Source organism: Dyadobacter sp. UC 10 (assembly GCF_008369915.1).
Classification (GTDB): domain Bacteria; phylum Bacteroidota; class Bacteroidia; order Cytophagales; family Spirosomataceae; genus Dyadobacter.
On record NZ_VSRN01000001.1, the window covers coordinates 466,225 to 484,056 of the forward strand.

18 protein-coding genes are annotated in these 17,832 nt (G+C 46.2%); 3 read left to right on the forward strand and 15 right to left on the reverse strand.

Features of this window, described 5'->3' with window-relative positions:
- Window positions 1-12 precede the first annotated feature (12 nt).
- Window positions 13-816 carry a DUF3108 domain-containing protein gene (locus FXO21_RS01640; protein ID WP_149638463.1) on the forward strand — a complete coding sequence of 268 codons (804 nt, stop codon included), beginning with the start codon at window positions 13-15 and terminating at the stop codon, window positions 814-816.
- Here the strand turns inward: FXO21_RS01640 and FXO21_RS01645 are convergent.
- Together FXO21_RS01645 and dnaA are read right to left on the reverse strand one after the other, a co-directional pair.
- Entirely contained in the window at window positions 803-1,786 is a 984-nt protein-coding gene (locus tag FXO21_RS01645) for a hypothetical protein (RefSeq protein WP_149638464.1), read from the reverse strand. The genes FXO21_RS01640 and FXO21_RS01645 overlap by 14 nt on opposite strands.
- 48 nt (window positions 1,787-1,834) lie before the next feature.
- A complete protein-coding gene (gene dnaA / locus FXO21_RS01650; protein WP_149638465.1) occupies window positions 1,835-3,277 on the reverse strand; it encodes a chromosomal replication initiator protein DnaA in 1,443 nt (480 codons plus the stop codon).
- Window positions 3,278-3,513: 236 nt separating this feature from the next.
- On the opposite strand from dnaA, the gene FXO21_RS01655 reads away from it, so the two are divergent.
- On the forward strand, window positions 3,514-4,902 hold the full coding sequence (locus tag FXO21_RS01655; RefSeq protein WP_149638466.1) for a methylmalonyl-CoA mutase family protein: 1,389 nt from the start codon (window positions 3,514-3,516) through the stop codon (window positions 4,900-4,902).
- Window positions 4,899-7,043 (forward strand): methylmalonyl-CoA mutase, encoded by a 2,145-nt coding sequence (gene scpA / locus FXO21_RS01660; protein ID WP_149638467.1) that lies wholly within the window; start codon window positions 4,899-4,901, stop codon window positions 7,041-7,043. Before FXO21_RS01655 ends, scpA begins: the two co-directional genes overlap by 4 nt.
- Here the strand turns inward: scpA and FXO21_RS01665 are convergent.
- From FXO21_RS01665 to FXO21_RS01725, 13 genes are all read right to left on the reverse strand, one after another.
- Window positions 7,040-8,233 carry a beta-ketoacyl-[acyl-carrier-protein] synthase family protein gene (locus FXO21_RS01665; RefSeq protein ID WP_149638468.1) on the reverse strand — a complete coding sequence of 398 codons (1,194 nt, stop codon included), beginning with the start codon at window positions 8,231-8,233 and terminating at the stop codon, window positions 7,040-7,042. The two genes, scpA and FXO21_RS01665, sit on opposite strands and share 4 nt — an antisense overlap.
- A gap of 2 nt (window positions 8,234-8,235) precedes the next feature.
- Window positions 8,236-8,502, reverse strand: coding sequence for a phosphopantetheine-binding protein (locus tag FXO21_RS01670; RefSeq protein ID WP_149638469.1), 267 nt, complete (start codon window positions 8,500-8,502; stop codon window positions 8,236-8,238).
- A 31-nt stretch (window positions 8,503-8,533) separates the two neighbouring features.
- Window positions 8,534-9,811, reverse strand: coding sequence for an ABC transporter permease (locus tag FXO21_RS01675; protein ID WP_149638470.1), 1,278 nt, complete (start codon window positions 9,809-9,811; stop codon window positions 8,534-8,536).
- Between the two features lies 1 nt (window position 9,812).
- Window positions 9,813-10,571 (reverse strand): ABC transporter ATP-binding protein, encoded by a 759-nt coding sequence (locus FXO21_RS01680; protein ID WP_225865899.1) that lies wholly within the window; start codon window positions 10,569-10,571, stop codon window positions 9,813-9,815.
- Window positions 10,572-10,576: 5 nt separating this feature from the next.
- On the reverse strand, window positions 10,577-11,608 hold the full coding sequence (locus FXO21_RS01685; protein WP_149638471.1) for a BtrH N-terminal domain-containing protein: 1,032 nt from the start codon (window positions 11,606-11,608) through the stop codon (window positions 10,577-10,579).
- Window positions 11,609-11,612: 4 nt separating this feature from the next.
- Window positions 11,613-12,011 (reverse strand): hypothetical protein, encoded by a 399-nt coding sequence (locus tag FXO21_RS01690; protein WP_149638472.1) that lies wholly within the window; start codon window positions 12,009-12,011, stop codon window positions 11,613-11,615.
- 15 nt (window positions 12,012-12,026) lie between these two features.
- Complete coding sequence (locus FXO21_RS01695; RefSeq protein WP_149638473.1) at window positions 12,027-13,169, reverse strand: beta-ketoacyl-ACP synthase III; 1,143 nt, start codon at window positions 13,167-13,169, stop codon at window positions 12,027-12,029.
- A gap of 2 nt (window positions 13,170-13,171) precedes the next feature.
- The gene (locus FXO21_RS01700) at window positions 13,172-14,080 is read right to left on the reverse strand and encodes a hypothetical protein (protein ID WP_149638474.1); all 909 of its coding nucleotides are present in this window, start codon (window positions 14,078-14,080) and stop codon (window positions 13,172-13,174) included.
- Window positions 14,081-14,099: 19 nt separating this feature from the next.
- Window positions 14,100-14,585, reverse strand: a complete 486-nt coding sequence (locus tag FXO21_RS01705; RefSeq protein ID WP_225865529.1) for a hypothetical protein — start codon at window positions 14,583-14,585, stop codon at window positions 14,100-14,102.
- Between the two features lie 34 nt (window positions 14,586-14,619).
- A complete protein-coding gene (locus FXO21_RS01710) occupies window positions 14,620-15,684 on the reverse strand; it encodes a methyltransferase (protein WP_149638475.1) in 1,065 nt (354 codons plus the stop codon).
- Between the two features lie 9 nt (window positions 15,685-15,693).
- Window positions 15,694-16,356: a YdcF family protein gene (locus FXO21_RS01715; RefSeq protein WP_149643324.1), complete on the reverse strand. Its 663-nt coding sequence runs from the start codon at window positions 16,354-16,356 to the stop codon at window positions 15,694-15,696.
- Between the two features lie 195 nt (window positions 16,357-16,551).
- Complete coding sequence (locus FXO21_RS01720) at window positions 16,552-17,184, reverse strand: hypothetical protein (RefSeq protein WP_149638476.1); 633 nt, start codon at window positions 17,182-17,184, stop codon at window positions 16,552-16,554.
- Between the two features lie 24 nt (window positions 17,185-17,208).
- The gene (locus tag FXO21_RS01725; protein WP_149638477.1) at window positions 17,209-17,823 is read right to left on the reverse strand and encodes a hypothetical protein; all 615 of its coding nucleotides are present in this window, start codon (window positions 17,821-17,823) and stop codon (window positions 17,209-17,211) included.
- Between the last annotated feature and the right edge of the window lie 9 nt (window positions 17,824-17,832).

The following is a 17,832-nucleotide window of genomic DNA, read 5'->3' on the forward strand; positions in this document are numbered from 1 at the left end:
TTCATGATAAAAATGAAAGTAATTAGCTCATTATTAAGCGCTTCTATCATATTACTCTTGCTTTCGTTCCGGCAAATGGAGGGACAGTCAGCAGAAATGCGCGTGGTGCCCAACAAAAGTTTTGGCACAGGTGAGCGGGTGGAATATCGCGTTCACTATGGATTTATCAATGCGGCCGAAGCCAGAGTGGAGATCTCAAAGAATGTATCAATGATCAACAACAGGCCATGCTACCGGGTGAACGTGACAGGCAGGACAGTGGGAGCATTCGATCTGATCTCAAAAGTGCGCGATACCTGGCGTTCTTACATCGACACGACCGCCATTTTACCCCAAATGTTTGAGCGGCAGATTCAGGAGAACAAGTACCGGAAGGAGGAAAAAGTCTTATTTAACCACCAAAAAGACCAGGCTGTTGCCAGTGTTAAGGACGAAACCAAAACTTTTGCGGTTCCCAATAACATTCACGACATTATCAGCGGCTACTTTTACCTCCGCACCGTCAATTTTGATAAGGTTTCCGAAGGTGAAATTATCGAGGTACCCACTTTTTTTGACGGGGAAGTTTACAAACTGCGGGTTAGGTATGTGGGCAAAGATGTTATTAAGACAAAATTTGGAAGAACGCGGGTATTAAGACTTAACCCGCTGATCCCCACCAATAAATTCTTTAAAGATGAAGGTGCAATGCGGCTGTGGGTGACAGATGATTCCAACAAAGTCCCACTCAAAGCCGAAGTAGATCTGCGGATCGGATCGCTTGAAATGGATCTGAAATCTTACAAAGGTTTGCGGAAAGAAATCAATTGGTATTAAGGCTGCTGCGCCGCTTCCTCCAATTCTGGATTTGTCTGAAAGGAAATGGTAAAAGGTTTTTTGACACCTTCCAGAATGCTACCGCTTCACCTCCGAAGCTTTTGTAAAATGAAACAACGGAAGCTTTCTGTGGACTTTCGAAGTCGATGGTAAGTCTTTTTCCTGCATTCAGTTTCATATAAGAATCCAGCAGAAATGTTCTCGCATTACCCTTTCTGCCGATTTCGTCAGCCGCATTGAAAAGAAAAATGGCTTTGTCCCCGTCTCTCACCATGAGGATGCCAGCATGGATAACACCGTTTTTGTGTGCATACCACAGATCACAGCATTGCAAACTCGTCAACTTTGTAAAAATGGCTTCCAGCACATCATATGAGCTGTGGTGAACGCCCCCCGGAATCTTGCCCGCAGTATTATTTACAAAAAGGAAAATCAAAGGATGGATGTTCTTGCTAACCGAAAATTGCCACCCCAATTTTAAAGAGCGTTTCAAATTCACACGGCGGTCTTTTGAAAAACCGGCCGCGATTTCAGCATAATCCCGATCTGTCCCAAGCCAGTGTGTCTCTTGCTTTTCGAAATGCATGAGAGGAGTTTTTCCGGCAAAACTCATTAATACCTGGAAGCTTTCCGGATTAAAGTGATAGGCAGAAATATATTTATAGTGGCTGTTGAACTGCGCCAAAAACGCCTCCATCGCGTGCAGGCTGACTGGACCGCGGCAAAATATGCCCAGGTATTGACAAAAAACCGGCTGATAAACGATTTCTACGCCCAACTTCCGGCGAACCGGTATAGGCATAATAACCTCGTAATCACCTTGTGCCGGCCACACGAGCGCTTTCCACTCCGCACAGACAATGTCGAGGTAAAAGGTATGGGCGTAGATAATGCCCTGCCTGGATTCCCGGATAAGCCTGTTCCAGGCGGCATCGTAAATTTCCGTGCGGTTTAAAAGGATTGGGATCAACGTTTAAGAGTCAAGTGTGAAAGTTCCTGACCCTTTAGACGTAAGATGCTACTTAAAGTAACTGCGAAGCTTCTGTAAAGTTTCTTCCACGTCCGGAGTTTCGTCCATTAGCAGGTTAATACTTTGAATGGAGTGGATTACCGTACTATGATCACGTCCACCAAAATGGTACCCAATTGATTTGAGAGGCAAGTCTGTATATTCCTTGGCAAGAAACATAGCCAGCTGTCGCGGATAAACTACTTCCTTCTTGCGGCTTTTACTTTTCAGGTCCGCAATCGTTACCTGAAAATAATCGGCAATTACTTCTTGAATGGTATCAATCGTAACTTCCTTATTCTCATTCATAACGATGTTTTTCAGCGTATTCTTCGCCAATTCCACATCGATTTCCCGGCGCGTCAGCGAAGCCTGTGCCATCAGCGAAACGATCACTCCTTCCAGTTCCCTTACATTGGAATTGACACTGTGGGCAATGTATTCGATCACATCGTAATCAATATAAATGCCTTCCGATTGTATCTTTTTCTGAATGATCGCAATCCGCGTTTCATAGTCCGGAGCCTGTAAATCGGCGGTAAGCCCCCATTTAAACCTCGAAAGCAAGCGATCCTGCAAGCCCTGTAACTCTCTCGGAGGCCTGTCGCTCGTCATAATAATCTGCTTGCCGAGCTGGTGCAGGTGGTTGAAAATATGGAAGAAAGTATCCTGCGTTTTTTCTTTACCTGACAAGAACTGCACGTCGTCAATTGCAAGTACATCCACCTTCATATAAAAATCGGTGAAATCCTGCAGGGTATTATTTTTAATCGAGTTAATGAACTGGTTGGTAAATTTTTCGGAAGAAACATACAGCACCAGCTTATTTTCATAGTGGTTCATGATGTAATTGCCGATAGCCTGCACCAAATGCGTTTTACCAAGTCCTACCCCACCGTACATCATGAGTGGATTGAATGACGTTAGGCCCGGGCGTTGCGCAACGGCAAACCCTGCCGACCGGGCAAGCCTGTTACAGTCTCCCTCAATGAAATTATCGAATGAATAGTTGGGATTAAGATAGGTGTCCAGGTTCATCGAATCCTGGTCCTTGGTTTTATGATTAGAGCCCAGACGCGGATCGGTAACAAAATTATCCGGCTTCGAATAGTTCGGCGACTTGGGCGTCGACACGTTCATGGTAAGCGGCTGGTGCTTGTCGTTTCCCTTATCAACGATGATCGAATATTCCAGCATCCCGTCGCGGCCGATCGCATAATCCAACGCCTTTCTGAGCAGGTTTACATAATTATCTTCCAGCCATTCATAAAAAAACTGGCTTGGCACCTGGATAGTCAGCACTTTTCCGTACAGTCGCAAAGGCCGGATTGGCTCAAACCACGTCTTAAAGCTTTCATCAGGAATGTGCTGCTGAACAATCCTCAGACAGGCATTCCAGACGTGGTCCACTTCTGTATTTGTGTTTACTCTTTCCAATGTGTAATTAACCAAGACTCAAATTTTTGTTTAAGGGACGGCAAAGATATAAAAATACCTGATCTGTCAAGATTGGTCCAGGGTTCAATTTAATACCAATATGCTCTAACTCCAAGCCAAACGATAAAATCGGAAAGATTAAAAATCCGGGCCCCGCTCTTTTGCTTTACCTGCATGTTTCAACCCAAAATATGACCCCAAATTTGTAGTTTTGCCTATATCGCCAACTCACTTTTAAGCCGCTCTGCACGATGTCCAGCTCTTTTTTCTCTGAATTTACACCGGCCGATAAGGCGGCCTGGGAAAAACAGGCACGGAAAGAACTGAAAGAAAAGTACGGGTCACTGGTTAAATGGAACCCGGCAAAAGACATTTCGATCGACTCTTATCATACCGCGCAGGACCTGGATGCGAAAGGGGTATCGGAAATGCAGCAATCGCAAAGGGCATTGCCGGGCTGGCTGAATATCCCGCCCGTTCGCTTTACAGAAACGGCACAAACCAATTCCGATATCAAAAATGTAGTGAATTCCGGTGGCGACGGCGCATTGATTTTACTGAACGATCGCACGCTTTCACAACAGGAGTTTTCAAGATTGTTCTTAGACGTCCGACTAAGTGACCATACCTTCTTTTTTCAAAGCGCCTGGCCTGCCGATGAACTGTTCCGGCGACTTTCGCAGAATACCGGATACAAATTAAGAGGCGGAATCGCGTTTGATCCGGTTGCCAACTGGATGCGGACAGGTATGGCGTTTGAGCAGAATTTGGAAGCTATTTTAAGTTTAACTAAAAACCCCGCTCGCCTGCCTGGCTTTCGTCCGGTGATGGTCGAATCTCACCTTTACCACAATAATGGTGCTGATCCGGTTCAGGAACTTGCCTTTACCATTTCCAGCGCAGTGATATACCTGGATACGCTGACCGATTTGGGATTGTCAGCCGCTCAGGCACTTGATGAAATGTTCTTTTCGATATCAATCGGCACATCCTATCTCATTGAAATCAGTAAAATAAGGGCACTGAGGCACTTGTTACACAAATTGGCCGGTGCCTACGATATTCCTGCGGGACAGAGCAACATATATATCCACGCTCAAACTTCCCTTTTTTACCATTCTGAAACTGCCAGCTATACAAACCTGGTCCGGGAAAGCGCAGCAGCAATGAGTGCGGTGTTGGGAGGATGTGACGCATTGACTGTCAACGGATTCCAATCCCATTTACCCCAACCGACGCTGCTTTCGGATCGGATTGCAAGGAACATTTCTCCGGTACTTGCTCATGAAGGCTTTTTCGATGCAGTCGCTGACCCTGCCGCGGGATCGTATGCCATCGAAAATATGTCGTTAAAACTTTCAGAGGCAGCCTGGGCGCTTTTTATTGAGATCGAAGAAAAAGGTGGATTGATCGATTGCTTTAAAAGTGGGTTTGTACAAAAGGAACTGAGGAATTCTTTTGATAAAAAGGTCAGTGATCTGAATCACTCAGCAGCTGTCATGATAGGAGTGAATCGTTTTAATGAGAAAGAAATGCTCGCTGGAAATGATGTCGTCGAAGCGCTGAATCCAGACGCATTCAATTTGTTGAAGTACCTGCGGTTATCATCATTTTTTCAAAACAAACAGGAAACGCCATGAAACCCGATTTCAAAAAGTTTCACGACCAGCAACCAGCTTCCGTTTCTTTTGAAAAAGATACCCGGAAACCATTGATAACACGCGAAGGAATCCGCATTTCGAGCCGATTTGGAACAGAAGATATCGCCAGTGCAGAACATACTGCGTTTGGTGCCGGAATCCCTCCTTTTTTGAGAGGACCGTATGCCAGTATGTACCTCGACCGGCCATGGACAATACGCCAATACGCCGGCTTTTCGACCGCTACCGAATCCAATGCTTTCTACAAAAGAAACCTGGCAGCAGGGCAAAAAGGCCTGTCAGTCGCATTTGACCTGGCAACGCACCGGGGTTACGACTCCGATCATCCCAGGGTGACTGGTGATGTAGGCAAAGCGGGGGTTGCGATAGATTCTGTGGAAGATATGAAAGTCCTTTTCGATCAGATTCCGCTCGACCAAATGTCGGTTTCCATGACGATGAACGGTGCAGTTATCCCCATTCTCGCCTTTTTTATCGTCGCAGCGGAAGAGCAGGGAGTGGCAAAAGAGCTGTTGTCAGGCACGATCCAGAATGACATTTTGAAGGAGTTTATGGTGCGGAATACCTATATATACCCTCCCGGATCCTCCATGCGCATTGTGGCGGACATTTTCGCCTATACATCCCGGTTTATGCCGAAATTCAATTCAATCAGCATCAGCGGCTACCATATGCACGAGGCTGGTGCGCCTGCGCATTTGGAACTTGCATACACACTCGCAGACGGACTTGAGTATATCAGGACCGGCATCGCGGCAGGAATTGACATTGACGATTTTGCGCCAAGATTGTCGTTTTTCTGGGGAATAGGAATGAACCATTTTATGGAGATCGCCAAAATGCGTGCTGCACGTTTACTATGGGCTAAAATTGTCCGGCAATTTAACCCGACAAACGAGAAATCGATGGCGTTGCGGACACATTGCCAGACCAGCGGGTATAGTCTCACGGCGCAGGATCCTTTTAACAATGTAACGCGGACAACTGTGGAAGCATTGGCGGCTGTACTGGGGCATACGCAGTCTTTGCATACCAACTCCCTTGACGAAGCGATGGCTTTGCCAACGGACTTTTCGGCCCGGATTGCACGCAATACCCAGCTTTTCTTGCAACACGAGACTGATGTTTGCCATTTTGTTGATCCCTGGGGCGGTTCGTATTATGTTGAATTTTTAACAGGCGAGCTCGTAAAAAAAGCCTGGCAACTGATCGAAGAGGTCGAGGGTTTGGGCGGTATGACCAGAGCGATTGAAGCCGGCTTGCCAAAAATGCGGATCGAAGAAGCCGCAGCGCGCAAACAAGCCAGGATTGACTCCGGAAAAGACATTATTGTGGGAGTTAATAAATATAAACCCGGCGAAGACGATGTCATTGATCTGTTGGAAATCGATAACCAGGCAGTCCGCCAGGCTCAGATTGAAGCATTGGACCGCATTCGCAGTCAACGAAATAACAGGGAGGTGAAAGCAGCACTGGCAGCGATTACCGATGCGTGCCGCCAGGAAGGAGGCAAAAGTATGCACACTAACCTGCTGGCGCTTGCCGTAGAAGCGGCCAGGAAAAGAGCTACATTGGGTGAAATTTCGGAAGCAATGGAAAAGGAATTCGGGAGGTACAAATCTACGATCAGGTCTGTTTCAGGCATATATCAGGCGGAAGCATCCGACGATGAGAATTTTAAGCTCGCCCGGATTATGTCTGATCAATTTGCGGAGATGGAAGGCCGCAGGCCGCGCATTCTGGTAGCCAAAATGGGCCAGGACGGTCACGACAGAGGAGCCAAAGTAATCGCGACCAGCTTTGCCGACCTGGGCTTTGACGTCGATATCGGCCCCCTGTTTCAGACACCACAGGAAGTTGCGCAGCAGGCAGCGGAAAATGATGTGCATGTAATAGGTGCTTCGAGTCTCGCCGCCGGACATAAAACGCTTATTCCGGAGCTGATCGAAGCCTTGAAAGCGCTCGGCAGGCCTGACATCATGGTGATCGCCGGCGGCGTAATACCGGCCCAGGATTACCAGTTCTTGTATGATTGGGGGGTACGGGGGGTTTTCGGCCCGGGAACAATTATTTCGATCGCTGCACAAAAGATCCTGACCGATTTAATGCAGGACCACTAGCTTGCCCGCCGGAAGAGCAGGGAAGTGCAGTTCCCTCCGAAACCAAAGGAATTGGAAAGCACATACCGTACCGGGCGCTTTTCTTCAAACTTAATCAGCGGACTGGCATATGCTTTCATCGGGTTTGATATATTCAGACTTGGGTAAAGTTCTGAATAGTATATACTGAGAATGCTGTAAATCGCCTCCACTGCGCCAGCTGCACCAAGTGTGTGCCCGGTGAATGATTTGGTTGAACTGAATGGAGGCAGCTGCCCAAACAGCTCTTTCATACCAAAAAGCTCCACATCGTCATTGTTATTAGTGCCTGTACCGTGCGCATTGACGTAACCTATCTCCCCCGGATCGACGCCCGCCATGGCAACAGCTTCACGCATGCAACGGATCGCGCCGGTAGCCTCATCCGACATTGCCGAAGGGTGATATGCATCGTTCGCATTGCCATAACCAGCCACTTCCGCATACACTTTTTTGCCGGCCGCATTTCCCTCAGATTCCAGAACAAGATAAGCGGCTCCTTCACCCAGGTTAAGTCCATCCCGGTTTTCGTCAAATGGCTTACAAGCCGACTCCGACAGTATTTTTAGCGCATTGAACCCGTTTACCGTATATTTCGCGAGACTGTCGACACCTCCGACGATTACCCTGCCGGCCCGGCCACTCCTGATCAGTCTCGCCCCGAGCATGATCGCATTGGCGGATGACGAACAGGCCGTATTGATCGTGTCTGTGAAACCCCGGATCTTATACCTCTCAATCAGTTTGAGGGTATGGGCAGAACAGCCGTAAGCGTCCAGGTACTCCGACCCACTGGACTTCAAATTTGCATCTTCGTATAGCTGATCTGTGAGACACATCCCCCCGACAGTACTCGCAGATACGAGTGCAGTTTCGGGATCCGAAAGCGCTCGGGCTGTTAAACCCGCATCTTCAATCGCCTCTTCAAAGGCTTTACTAGCTAAAAGACATGTCCTGGTGTAGCCGACACTGTCCTCCAAACCAAGTATTTCCTTTAATCTGTCATTCGATATCCCACATTCCCCAAAAGGCAATTTGGAAGCATACTGGGATTCGAAATGAACTGCTTTGCCAATGCCGGTTACGCCGGAGCGAAGGCTTTGGTGGTTTTCTGACAGATTTTTTCCTATGGCCGAAATCATGCCCATTCCGGTGACAAGGACCTTTTGCATGTTCAGGCCATTTTAGTGTTGGCGAGAATGTATTCTGCCATATGGTTGACATCAATCAGTATTTTACGGCCTTCTGCCGGATTGGTAATCTTGATACCATATTCTCTTTCGAGCAGCACCACGAGTTCCAGGGAGTCGATGGAATCCAGTCCCAGATCACCGCCAAAAAGTGGCTCATCGTCCCTAATGTCTTCCGGATTGACGTCTAACAGATTCAGGTATTGTACAATTTGCCCCTTCAAAATGGGCTTCAAACTTGCTATGTCCATATGAGTAATTAAGTACGCTGCGGAATCAAACTTAAATAATTCTTTCGAGCCTGAGTTTAAAATAGGTCCCCAGTTGGCAAATCAATATAAAAATCCCTAAAAAAGAGAACACCAGCCCAAGCTCGCGCCAGCTTCCACCTTTTAAAAACAAAATATAAAATCCCTGCAAACACCAGTGGAGCGGTGAAAAGTTGCTGGCAAATTGCATGAAGCCAGGCATGACGAAGGTTGGCACCAGAATACCACCGATCGCACCAAAAATAATAATTGAGATCGCGCCGAAACCGTTAGCCTGCTGCTCAGTTTTCGAGAAAGCACCGATCATTAAAGCATAACTAACCGCAGCCATACTGCTGACGAAAATGACCGCAATCAATGCCAGGAAATTATCAGGTACCGACAATTTGGGAAGGCCCAATTGCGGCAGAATCCAGATTCCCATCGAGAATGTAAGTGCGACCTGCAACACTGCCACGATCACGTAAATCGCCATTTTACTGAACATAACCAGCATAAATGTGGTAGGCATCGTCTTCAGTCTTAAAAAGCTTCCGTTCACCCGTTCCTTTACAATATTGCTGCCGAGCGAAACGACCATAAAAAACATGGCGAAAATTGTCCAGGCTGGCACATTATGCTGTGTCGAATTAGGTAATGCAGTGGAATTATTATTGCTGGCTACAATCTGCTCGATCTTCACCCGGTTCGATATCATCTTTTCTTTCAGTACCTCAGATTTATCACCAAGGCTCATATTGGCATACATTCTGTCGATCATCAGCGAATTCTCGATCATACTCATGTAAGATTGCACAATGCCCATAACCGACTGGCTGTAATTTTCCTGCAGCACAGGATCGTTGTAGAAGGATAATTGGGGCATGTCCACTTTATCTTTGGCGACGGAATCATATTCGAGCCCGAGGTCGTCCATGAGTATTTTACTTACATCGCCCGCATTACTTTCCAAACCCGCTGAGAATGTTGCCGGAATAAAAAGTGCAATCATTTTTCCTCTGGAAAGCAATTCCGAACGCAAAGACTGCTGGGGTATCTGGTCCTGGCCGTCTATTTTAAAAAGTCCGGATTCCGTGAGCGCCTTTACCAGCTTAGCTCCTTCCCTTCCCTGATCATGGTTGACTACCAGCAGTGGTATCTGGTTCTCATTGACCATTTTATACGCACTATCCTGGATTATTGTAATGATAAAAACGAGCAGGAGCGGCATCAAAAACATAAGCGCAAGGCCGGTCTTATCATTGATAAGCAGTAAAAATTCTTTGCGAAGTGAGGAAAATATTTTGAACATCTTAGTCCCTGTACGCCTCTCCGGTCAGGTTGATAAATAGTGATTGCAGGCTGGAAACATTATGCTCACTCTTTAATGCCTGAATGCCTCCTTTAGCAATAACCTTACCATGGTCTATCAAAGCGATGTTTTTGCAGAATTCCTCGGCTTCGGACATGTGATGGGAAGTATAAATAATGGTTGTACCGGCTTCATTAACCGATTGCAGGTACCGGATAATCGCATTCCTGCTCTGCACATCAACACCCACTGTGGGCTCATCGAGAAAGAGAATGGCCGGCTCGTGAATGATCCCTATCGCCAGGTTCACACGCCTTTTCATACCGCCGGAAAAAGTTTCAACCTTATTGTCGGAAGCTTTCGAAAGTCCCAGCACTTCCAGCAGATATTCCCGCCGCTGTTCGAGCTGCTTCCTGGGAATATTGTACATGGCTCCAAAATAGTCGAAATTCTGACGGGGTGTTAGTTCCTGATAGAAGGCATATTCCTGCGGCACAAAACCAATCCTGCTTTTCCTCTGAGGCTCAGAAAGCGACTGGCCCCCAACAAAGAAACTGACATCTCCTGAAGACGCCGGGACGATGCCACATAAAATTGAGATCAGTGTTGTTTTTCCTGCACCGTTGGGCCCGAGCAGGCCAAATACATCGCCTGTCAGGATCTGTAAGGAAACATCCGTAAGGCTATTCTCCTGAGCACCTTTGTATTTTTTTGAAACATGCTGGATTTCTATACATGTCTGATCGGCTGCTTCCATCATTTTAATCACTTCCCGAGGTTTAGTCTGGAAAGTTTCTGAAACGCTTCCTTTTCCACCAACCTGATATCCAACAACATATCTGCTATTTCATTGAAATCTTTTTGCTCAGTAAGCCGGCCTTTGTACACACCGGCCATTTTAATCGCACTCGCCCGCCACATATCGCCGGCTTTCGTAAAATCCTCCGAAACCTGCACCAGCCTGTCGTCCTGCATGTAAGCAGCAGCTTCTTCCAGAAACGCTCCGTACAAAAAGCGAAAGCCGCCGCCGCCTGTGCCGATCTCTTCCTGCATTCTAACAATCTGGCCGAGATAAAGACTGGCTTTTTTTAAGCCGAGCTTGTCACGCCATTTTCTGATGTGGTTTGAAGTATGCCTGATCCCATCAACGCCCGCAAAATTTCCCGGAATACGCAGCATATCGCGCACATTGCGGTTAATACCTTTTACAATTCCTTTGCGGATCATGTCGTCGGAAATTGGTTTGACGCTTTCGGGGAAATAAATATGCCCCTTCGGAGCGAGCGGCCCCTGTGCAAACCGGACGCGCGACAATTCCTCGCGGGAAAGTGACGTAACGTCTTCCATTACCGGATCACTGACCATGTAGCGATCAGCTTCACTCCCAAAAACGATGAGGTTATGGGCATTGAAATGAAACCGGTATTCTTTGGGAAAATAGGTGAGGTGAAAAACACCAACCTGGCACCCAACCGGAATACCTTCTCTTACTTTTTGGTCTAAGAAAGCTTCTGCAGCTGCCGGATTAGAAAATTTCTTGCGGGTAACCTCCACACCCAGAGATTTGCAGGTCCTCTTGAATATCGCGCCTGGCATCGTCCTGAACGAAATCGCGGGACCGTTATTAACTGTTAAAAACGGAATTTGAATATAAAAAAGGCCCGACCCCATCCCGAATGCAAGCGGCTCGGTCATAAAGTCCAGCCCATGATAGCGCAGCAAAGCCGTGGTTACCCCGTTCTCACAGTGCGCTGTTTGAACGTGGTGGAATTCATCCGTTTGACTATCGACCTTCACTGGCTCAACCTTTAAAATTTTTCAAATTATCAACTGTGATATCAAACGCCCGGGCATATTTTTCAAGCTTCCGGTCGCTCAATTTCTGGAATATGGCGGGCTTCAAATGCCTTCTGATAAAAAACGGGAAGAAGCCGGTGTACCCTGATAGTACCGGCAGATCCATCAGCCGAAGTTCCATAAAATAAAAAATCGGGCTTTTTTCTCCGTTTGCCACCGCCAGCCTCGCCTCTTCCACACGCTCGTTTACGTTCTCCCAGGCACTATCAAGTGCCAGCTTCTTGACCTCCCAACCCTTACTTAATGCAGTTTCATACTTACCGTCTTCATTTTTGACGTAGCACACTTCTCTGGTAAATTTATCCAGCGCACCTGTATCCTGGGGAAGGTCTTCCTTTTTCATTGTAAAGTGCCGTTTTTAACACACAGTCAATAAACAAAACATGTAGGAGAAACGTGAACTTTCGGGAACCGCGAGCAGAATTTTTTCACCCTTTTTCAACGCGCCGCTGTTAAATACCTCTTCCAGCATCATATAAATAGACGCAGCCCCCACATTTCCCTTGGTAACCAAATTGGTATACCATTTCTCTTTCGGGATTTCCATCCCATTTTCTTTAAAAAAATCATCAATCTTGTTCTCGAAAAAGTAGCTGGACAAATGCGGCAGAAAGTAGCTCACATCGTTCATGGTCAGCCCTTTCGCTTGCATGATCTCTTTCAGCTTCGCAAATCCCAGTTTAACTATTTTCTCTCCTAACAACTTGACATCCTGCTTAATACTCAAAACAGAATGCTCTTTTATTTCCTCAATTGAATAATCCTTATAGCTTTTTAACGTTCCGCCTTCCAGCTTATCGGCACCCATATACATGCAGGCCTCCTCCTCATTCGCATAGGAACACCCCTCTATCCAATCTATTTTCAGTGAAATCCCCTCTGTATTCGGCTTGGGCTCCACCAGGAAGGCCCCTGCCCCGTCGGAAAGCATCCATCTCAAAAAATCCTTTTCGAAAGCCAGATATGGATTTTGTTCAAGCCGCTGCAGCTGCTGAATTTCTTCTTCAAACTGATCGGCCTTCAGAACAGAGGAAAGCCGCTCGGAAGCGCAGGAAACTGCTTTTTTCTTTTCACCCAGTTTCACAACCATGTAGGCATACTTAAACGCGTGCATGCCAGCACAGCAAACGCCCGACGGTGAAACTACCTCAATCGGTCCTGTTTCAGGCAAGCTTCCATGAACCATTGAACCGTGCGATGGCATCAGCTGATCGGGACTTGAGGTAGCGCAACTCAGGAGATCCATTTCAGCCATATCGCCCGGGTTGTCCTGAAACAACCCTTTTACCGCTTCCGCTGCCATTTCTGCATTGGTATGCGTGACTGCGCCATCTCTCGTAAGTGCGTAATACCTACTTTTTATCCCGTTATTACGTAAAACGATTGCTTTTGATTTCGAGGGTTTACCATTAATATATCCTAAATACTCTTCCATTTCTTCATTCGAAACGGACTTATTCGGTAAAAATTTGGCAATTCTTGTAATATATGCTTCTGACATTATTATTTGGTTTCAACACCACAAAAGTATTCTTTTTTCTTCTTAATCTTATTTCCGGTAAATGGCGCTATCAGCAAATTGTACACAAAAAGAAGCAAAGGCGCTACCATAAATAACGCAATCAACAGGTAATATTTGAAAAATCCGACCAACCTTTTTCGCCTGGCCGGTGTAGTGCCCTTCTTTTTAATGAGATTGGCCCATATTTTGAAAAGTTTCTTCGCGCGCTGTTCGATAAATAAAATATCAGTCGGGATTTCGATTAATCCTGTTGCGAGCATTTTTTCCTGCAAATGACCGAAGTGCCCGCTGTCAAAGGCGCTTTTCGCGATAGCCCCGAACCGCGAACTGCCTTCAATATCCTCCTTACTGACTCCGGGCATCGGAAAAACTCCCCATTTTCTGTCTTTACGGCCATTCAGCATCCAATGCAGGATCGTCACGGCACTGACCAGATTAGAAGTCCTGTCCATTAACGGAACATTGGCAACCAACTTGCCGCCTGCTGCCGCGATCAGTTTTTTGACACTTTCCTGAGAATTGAGCCACATATTCCGCCCACCAATTACCGTAATCACAGGGGTATTGTTGAGCAAAGCCTTAAACTCGGGCAATTTGAGAAGAGACGTAACAGGTGGCGAAGGTGAAAGAAACCACGGCTGGTACCCCAGTACAATAAGGTCGTAATGGGTTGTGCTAAAATGGAGAGGCTGCAATTCAATAGTTTCTTCCAGAACGCACTCCGGCATTTTGTCAAAGAACTCGTCGGTAGTCCAGGGAAACACAAAAGGTATGGCTGGATGAACGTGCAGCCGCTCTATATCTGAGGGGTCAAATGGTAGTACAAACTGGTCGATAATTTCATTCAGCTGGCCCGTTTGAGAATAATTAACAACTAATATTTTCGCCATTTAACAATCATCCATTTTTTTATTTCAATTCAGCAGGTTTAAGCACTTTCGAATCCTTCGCATAATTGACCACAATTGCTTTAACCTCTTCGTCCAGCTTTGCAAAGGATGCTACTACCTCTTGCTTGTCTTCATCGATCTGCTTGTTATACTTTAATATAGAAGGTGCATGCTCCTGAACTGCCAATCTCAAAAACCTGAATTCCACATTGCCGGGATTTTGTTTGATTTCCTCTTCCAGCAGGTGGGCTCCTTTTTTGAAAGTACTCACTTTTCCTTTAACCCCCTTTACAAACCCTGCCTTTTTCATTGTCAATGCGCCGATGTAGGCATTGTTTTGAGACGTAGATTTTTCAGATTCAAGCTGCACGATTTTTCTGTCTATCGCTGCCTCTTCACCGGATGAAAATGCCTCATAAAACGAAGCTTTGTCAATCTTTGAGATCTCAAAGGAGCTTAATAATATCAGACAAGACATTAAATAAGCGATTAAACTGGCCTTCATAACTTGCTATCTACGATTAATATTCTAAAACGGATTAGGCCTGCCGCCTTTTCCTGCACTCCAGAATGGTATGATAGCTATCGCCGATCAGCGGATAAGTTTCAATTACTTCGAGACCCGCCTTTTCGACCAGTTCTTTCATTACGCCGATCCGGTACATCTTGCTGTTGCCGTTGGCCATAATGGTAAAATAGAGGGACGTTGCTACCAGGCTGTAATGTGCAGCAGGATAATTCTGGTTATCAAAAAATGGTTCCAGAATAAAAATAGTAGTGTTTTCGGACGCTGCCTGGCAGGCATTTTCAAGAATCTGTACGATTTGTTCCTTCGAGAAACAGTCCAGGAACTGGCTCATCCATATTACATCCGCACCCTGAGGAATTTTCTGGGCAGTGTCCAGCAGGTCGATCGCGTGAAAATCAATCCGGTCCAGCAGTTTTTTTTCAGTCGCATTTGCCTTCGCGACTTTGAGCTGGACGGGCAAATCGAGTATCTTAATCCTGACATTGGGGTCGTGGTCGCAGCAGGCAAACGACCATTTCCCGGTATTCCCGCCGATGTCAAATAGCAGCTTCGGGTTTTTTCTGAACACGATCTTCAAAGCATCCGGAAAAGCATTGTCCGAATAGTAGTGATCGAACTCGAACCAGGAAGTTTTGGCTGGCTCGGGAAGTATAGAAAGTCCCTGATAGATCGTGGGCCAGTCACCTAATGTTTTCAATCCTTCCGGCTTGCCGTTGACGAAGCTTTCAGTCATGTTTTTTGCGCCCAGATAGCAAACGTCGTTCATGAAATTCATGTTGACCCTGGTCATTTCATCCTTCAGAAGGAAAAAGCCGACTTTAGAAATCCTGACAATCCCTTCTTCCATTTCCACCACACCCAGGATTTCAGCTGCTTCCAGCAACAAATGGACGCTGTATTCCGAAGCTTCCAGCTTTTCGACAATGGTATCTATCGAAACACCTTTTCTGTGGTCGCCTATAAATTGCAGGATGCCCAAATCCCGCAATGCGATGACAGACTGAAAATACATCGGCCCGAACGCTATCTTTTGTGCTTCATACTTGGCCTCAACGGCAGACAATTCTCTTTTCATTACTAACTTTTATGGTTCCTGACTGCCCGGAGAAGAGGGGATCATCCGGTCTTTAAATTTTCGCCTGAATTTTTTCTTTTTCAAATCTTCCTCGTGCCATTCAATATACTTTCCCATTGTTCCTTTAAAACGCTGAAAAAAATTCTCCCTGTCCGAAAGCTTCTGAAAATTCTCCTTAATTGCATTGGAGGGATCAATTTTCGGCTCGTAAACATTGAGTGTTTTTACCGTATCGATCACCGTGGGCAACAAGCCTATCGGCAATTCGAACCGCTTGATGAAGCGCCTCATATAGCTTGTCTGTATCGGGTCAGTCGACAGCGCAATCTTTGTGAAGCCTTTATCCCTGGCCAGCCGGTAAGCATAGTATATATTTTCAGTACTGTGTTCGGCTCTTTCTTCTGTAAAAATATGCTCACGCGGCACACCGAGCGCCTCGGCGTAATTGGCCATGACGCGGCTTTCAATGTATTTGGTAGCTACTGCCGAGCCAGAGAAAATGATGTTTTTGGTATACCCTTTGGCATAAAGGTAATGCGCCCAATGAATCCGGAGCTGTAAGACCATGTCCCATTTCTGGCCGTCATATGGAAAACCCGGAACAATAATCGCATCGTAAGGCTGGTCCTTCAATCCCTCATGATAAGCTTTCTCTGCCGAACGGTAAAGCATCTTACCGCAACCGGATAAAAATAACGAAAGAACACCTGAGAGGATCAAGGTTAAAATTTTCACAATGGGTCATCAAATTAAGCAGTAAGCTGTGAAGTGTTCGCCGAAGCGGCAAACAAATCACAGCTCATCAGGTAACGATATGGTATCGGTAATAGATTCAGATTTTTAAAAATAAGCAATTCCGACTACTTTTTACCCTTTAAAAGATTTGCTCCACTTTTTGTAAAGCTTCGAATCAATCTCCTGATTGATCTTGTAAACGCCCCCGGCCCAGTAATTTCTAAATCCGAACCCGCCTGCTTTTCCTTCAACACGCTCGGTATAAAGGACTTTTTTTGTTTTGAGGTCGATAAAAGTTACCCATGCGCTCATTCGTTCGGCGGTCTTACTGAGGCTTTCCACGACATAAACAAGTCCAACCCCGTCTGTCTCGCTCAGGTCATATTTAGCCACCGATTTTTTAGCCTGGTCCTCCGTGATCGTGTGTTCGGTTTCCGTGATATTCTCAGCCACATTGACAGACTTATTCAGCTTGACCATATCCCCTACTTTGGAAACGTACCGATCATCATTCAGGTTGAACGCTTTCTGAAGTGAAAATTTCTTCGGCTCCATTTCGATCAGGTTATTCCAGCTTACCATGTGCTGGTTCTGGATAGCCGCAGGATCCGTAAAGCCTGCTCCGCCAACGTACTTCGCCTGCGTAAAGTCAAGGCCCAGGAAGACTAGCCTAGTTTTTCCTGCAAACAAATCCGCCATGGTATTGTCCGCCAGAACCGCGCCTGCATTGCATAAGAGCACTGCAAAAAGTAATAACTTTCTCATAACGTGATATATTGAAGTGAACGACTATTTAAGCTTCTTGTCAAGAAATGCCGACAGCGTTTTTCCTGCTTTCGCATAAGACTCTGCAAGGCGTGATCCGGTATCGAAATCCATTCCCATCGCCATGGCACCAGGTACATTGCGCATGCCCAGCTCCGCCACTTTGGTCGATTTATTAGCCGATTCAACGATGTCGATCTCGTAATCCACGTATGCATTCTTACGCATCACCCCTACATTGAAACCTGGTTCGACGAACTTGGTCCGCACGATCATTGTGTAAGTTGCATCCGGCCGCGATTGAATAACCTGCAACCCTTTTTCACCTAAGCCTTTGTTGAAAAGCTCTTCAAACTTAGGCTCGAAACGGTTCTTCCGATCATCCACCCATGCCTTTTTCCATGCATCGCCCTTCCCGGATTCTTTCGAATTATATTCCGCAGTTTTTTTATCAAGATACTCCTGTTCGGTTGCAAACTTACCTACTCCGAAACTGGAATAATCATACTCGATATTGACAGTTTTCTGACCGGACAATACGCCGACATCTCCCGAGCGAAGCTCTACCCGCTGCGCATTTGTTTCATTCATAATCAGCGCACCGATAGCTATTACGGATGCAAAAACGAACTTTTTCATGGACTAATT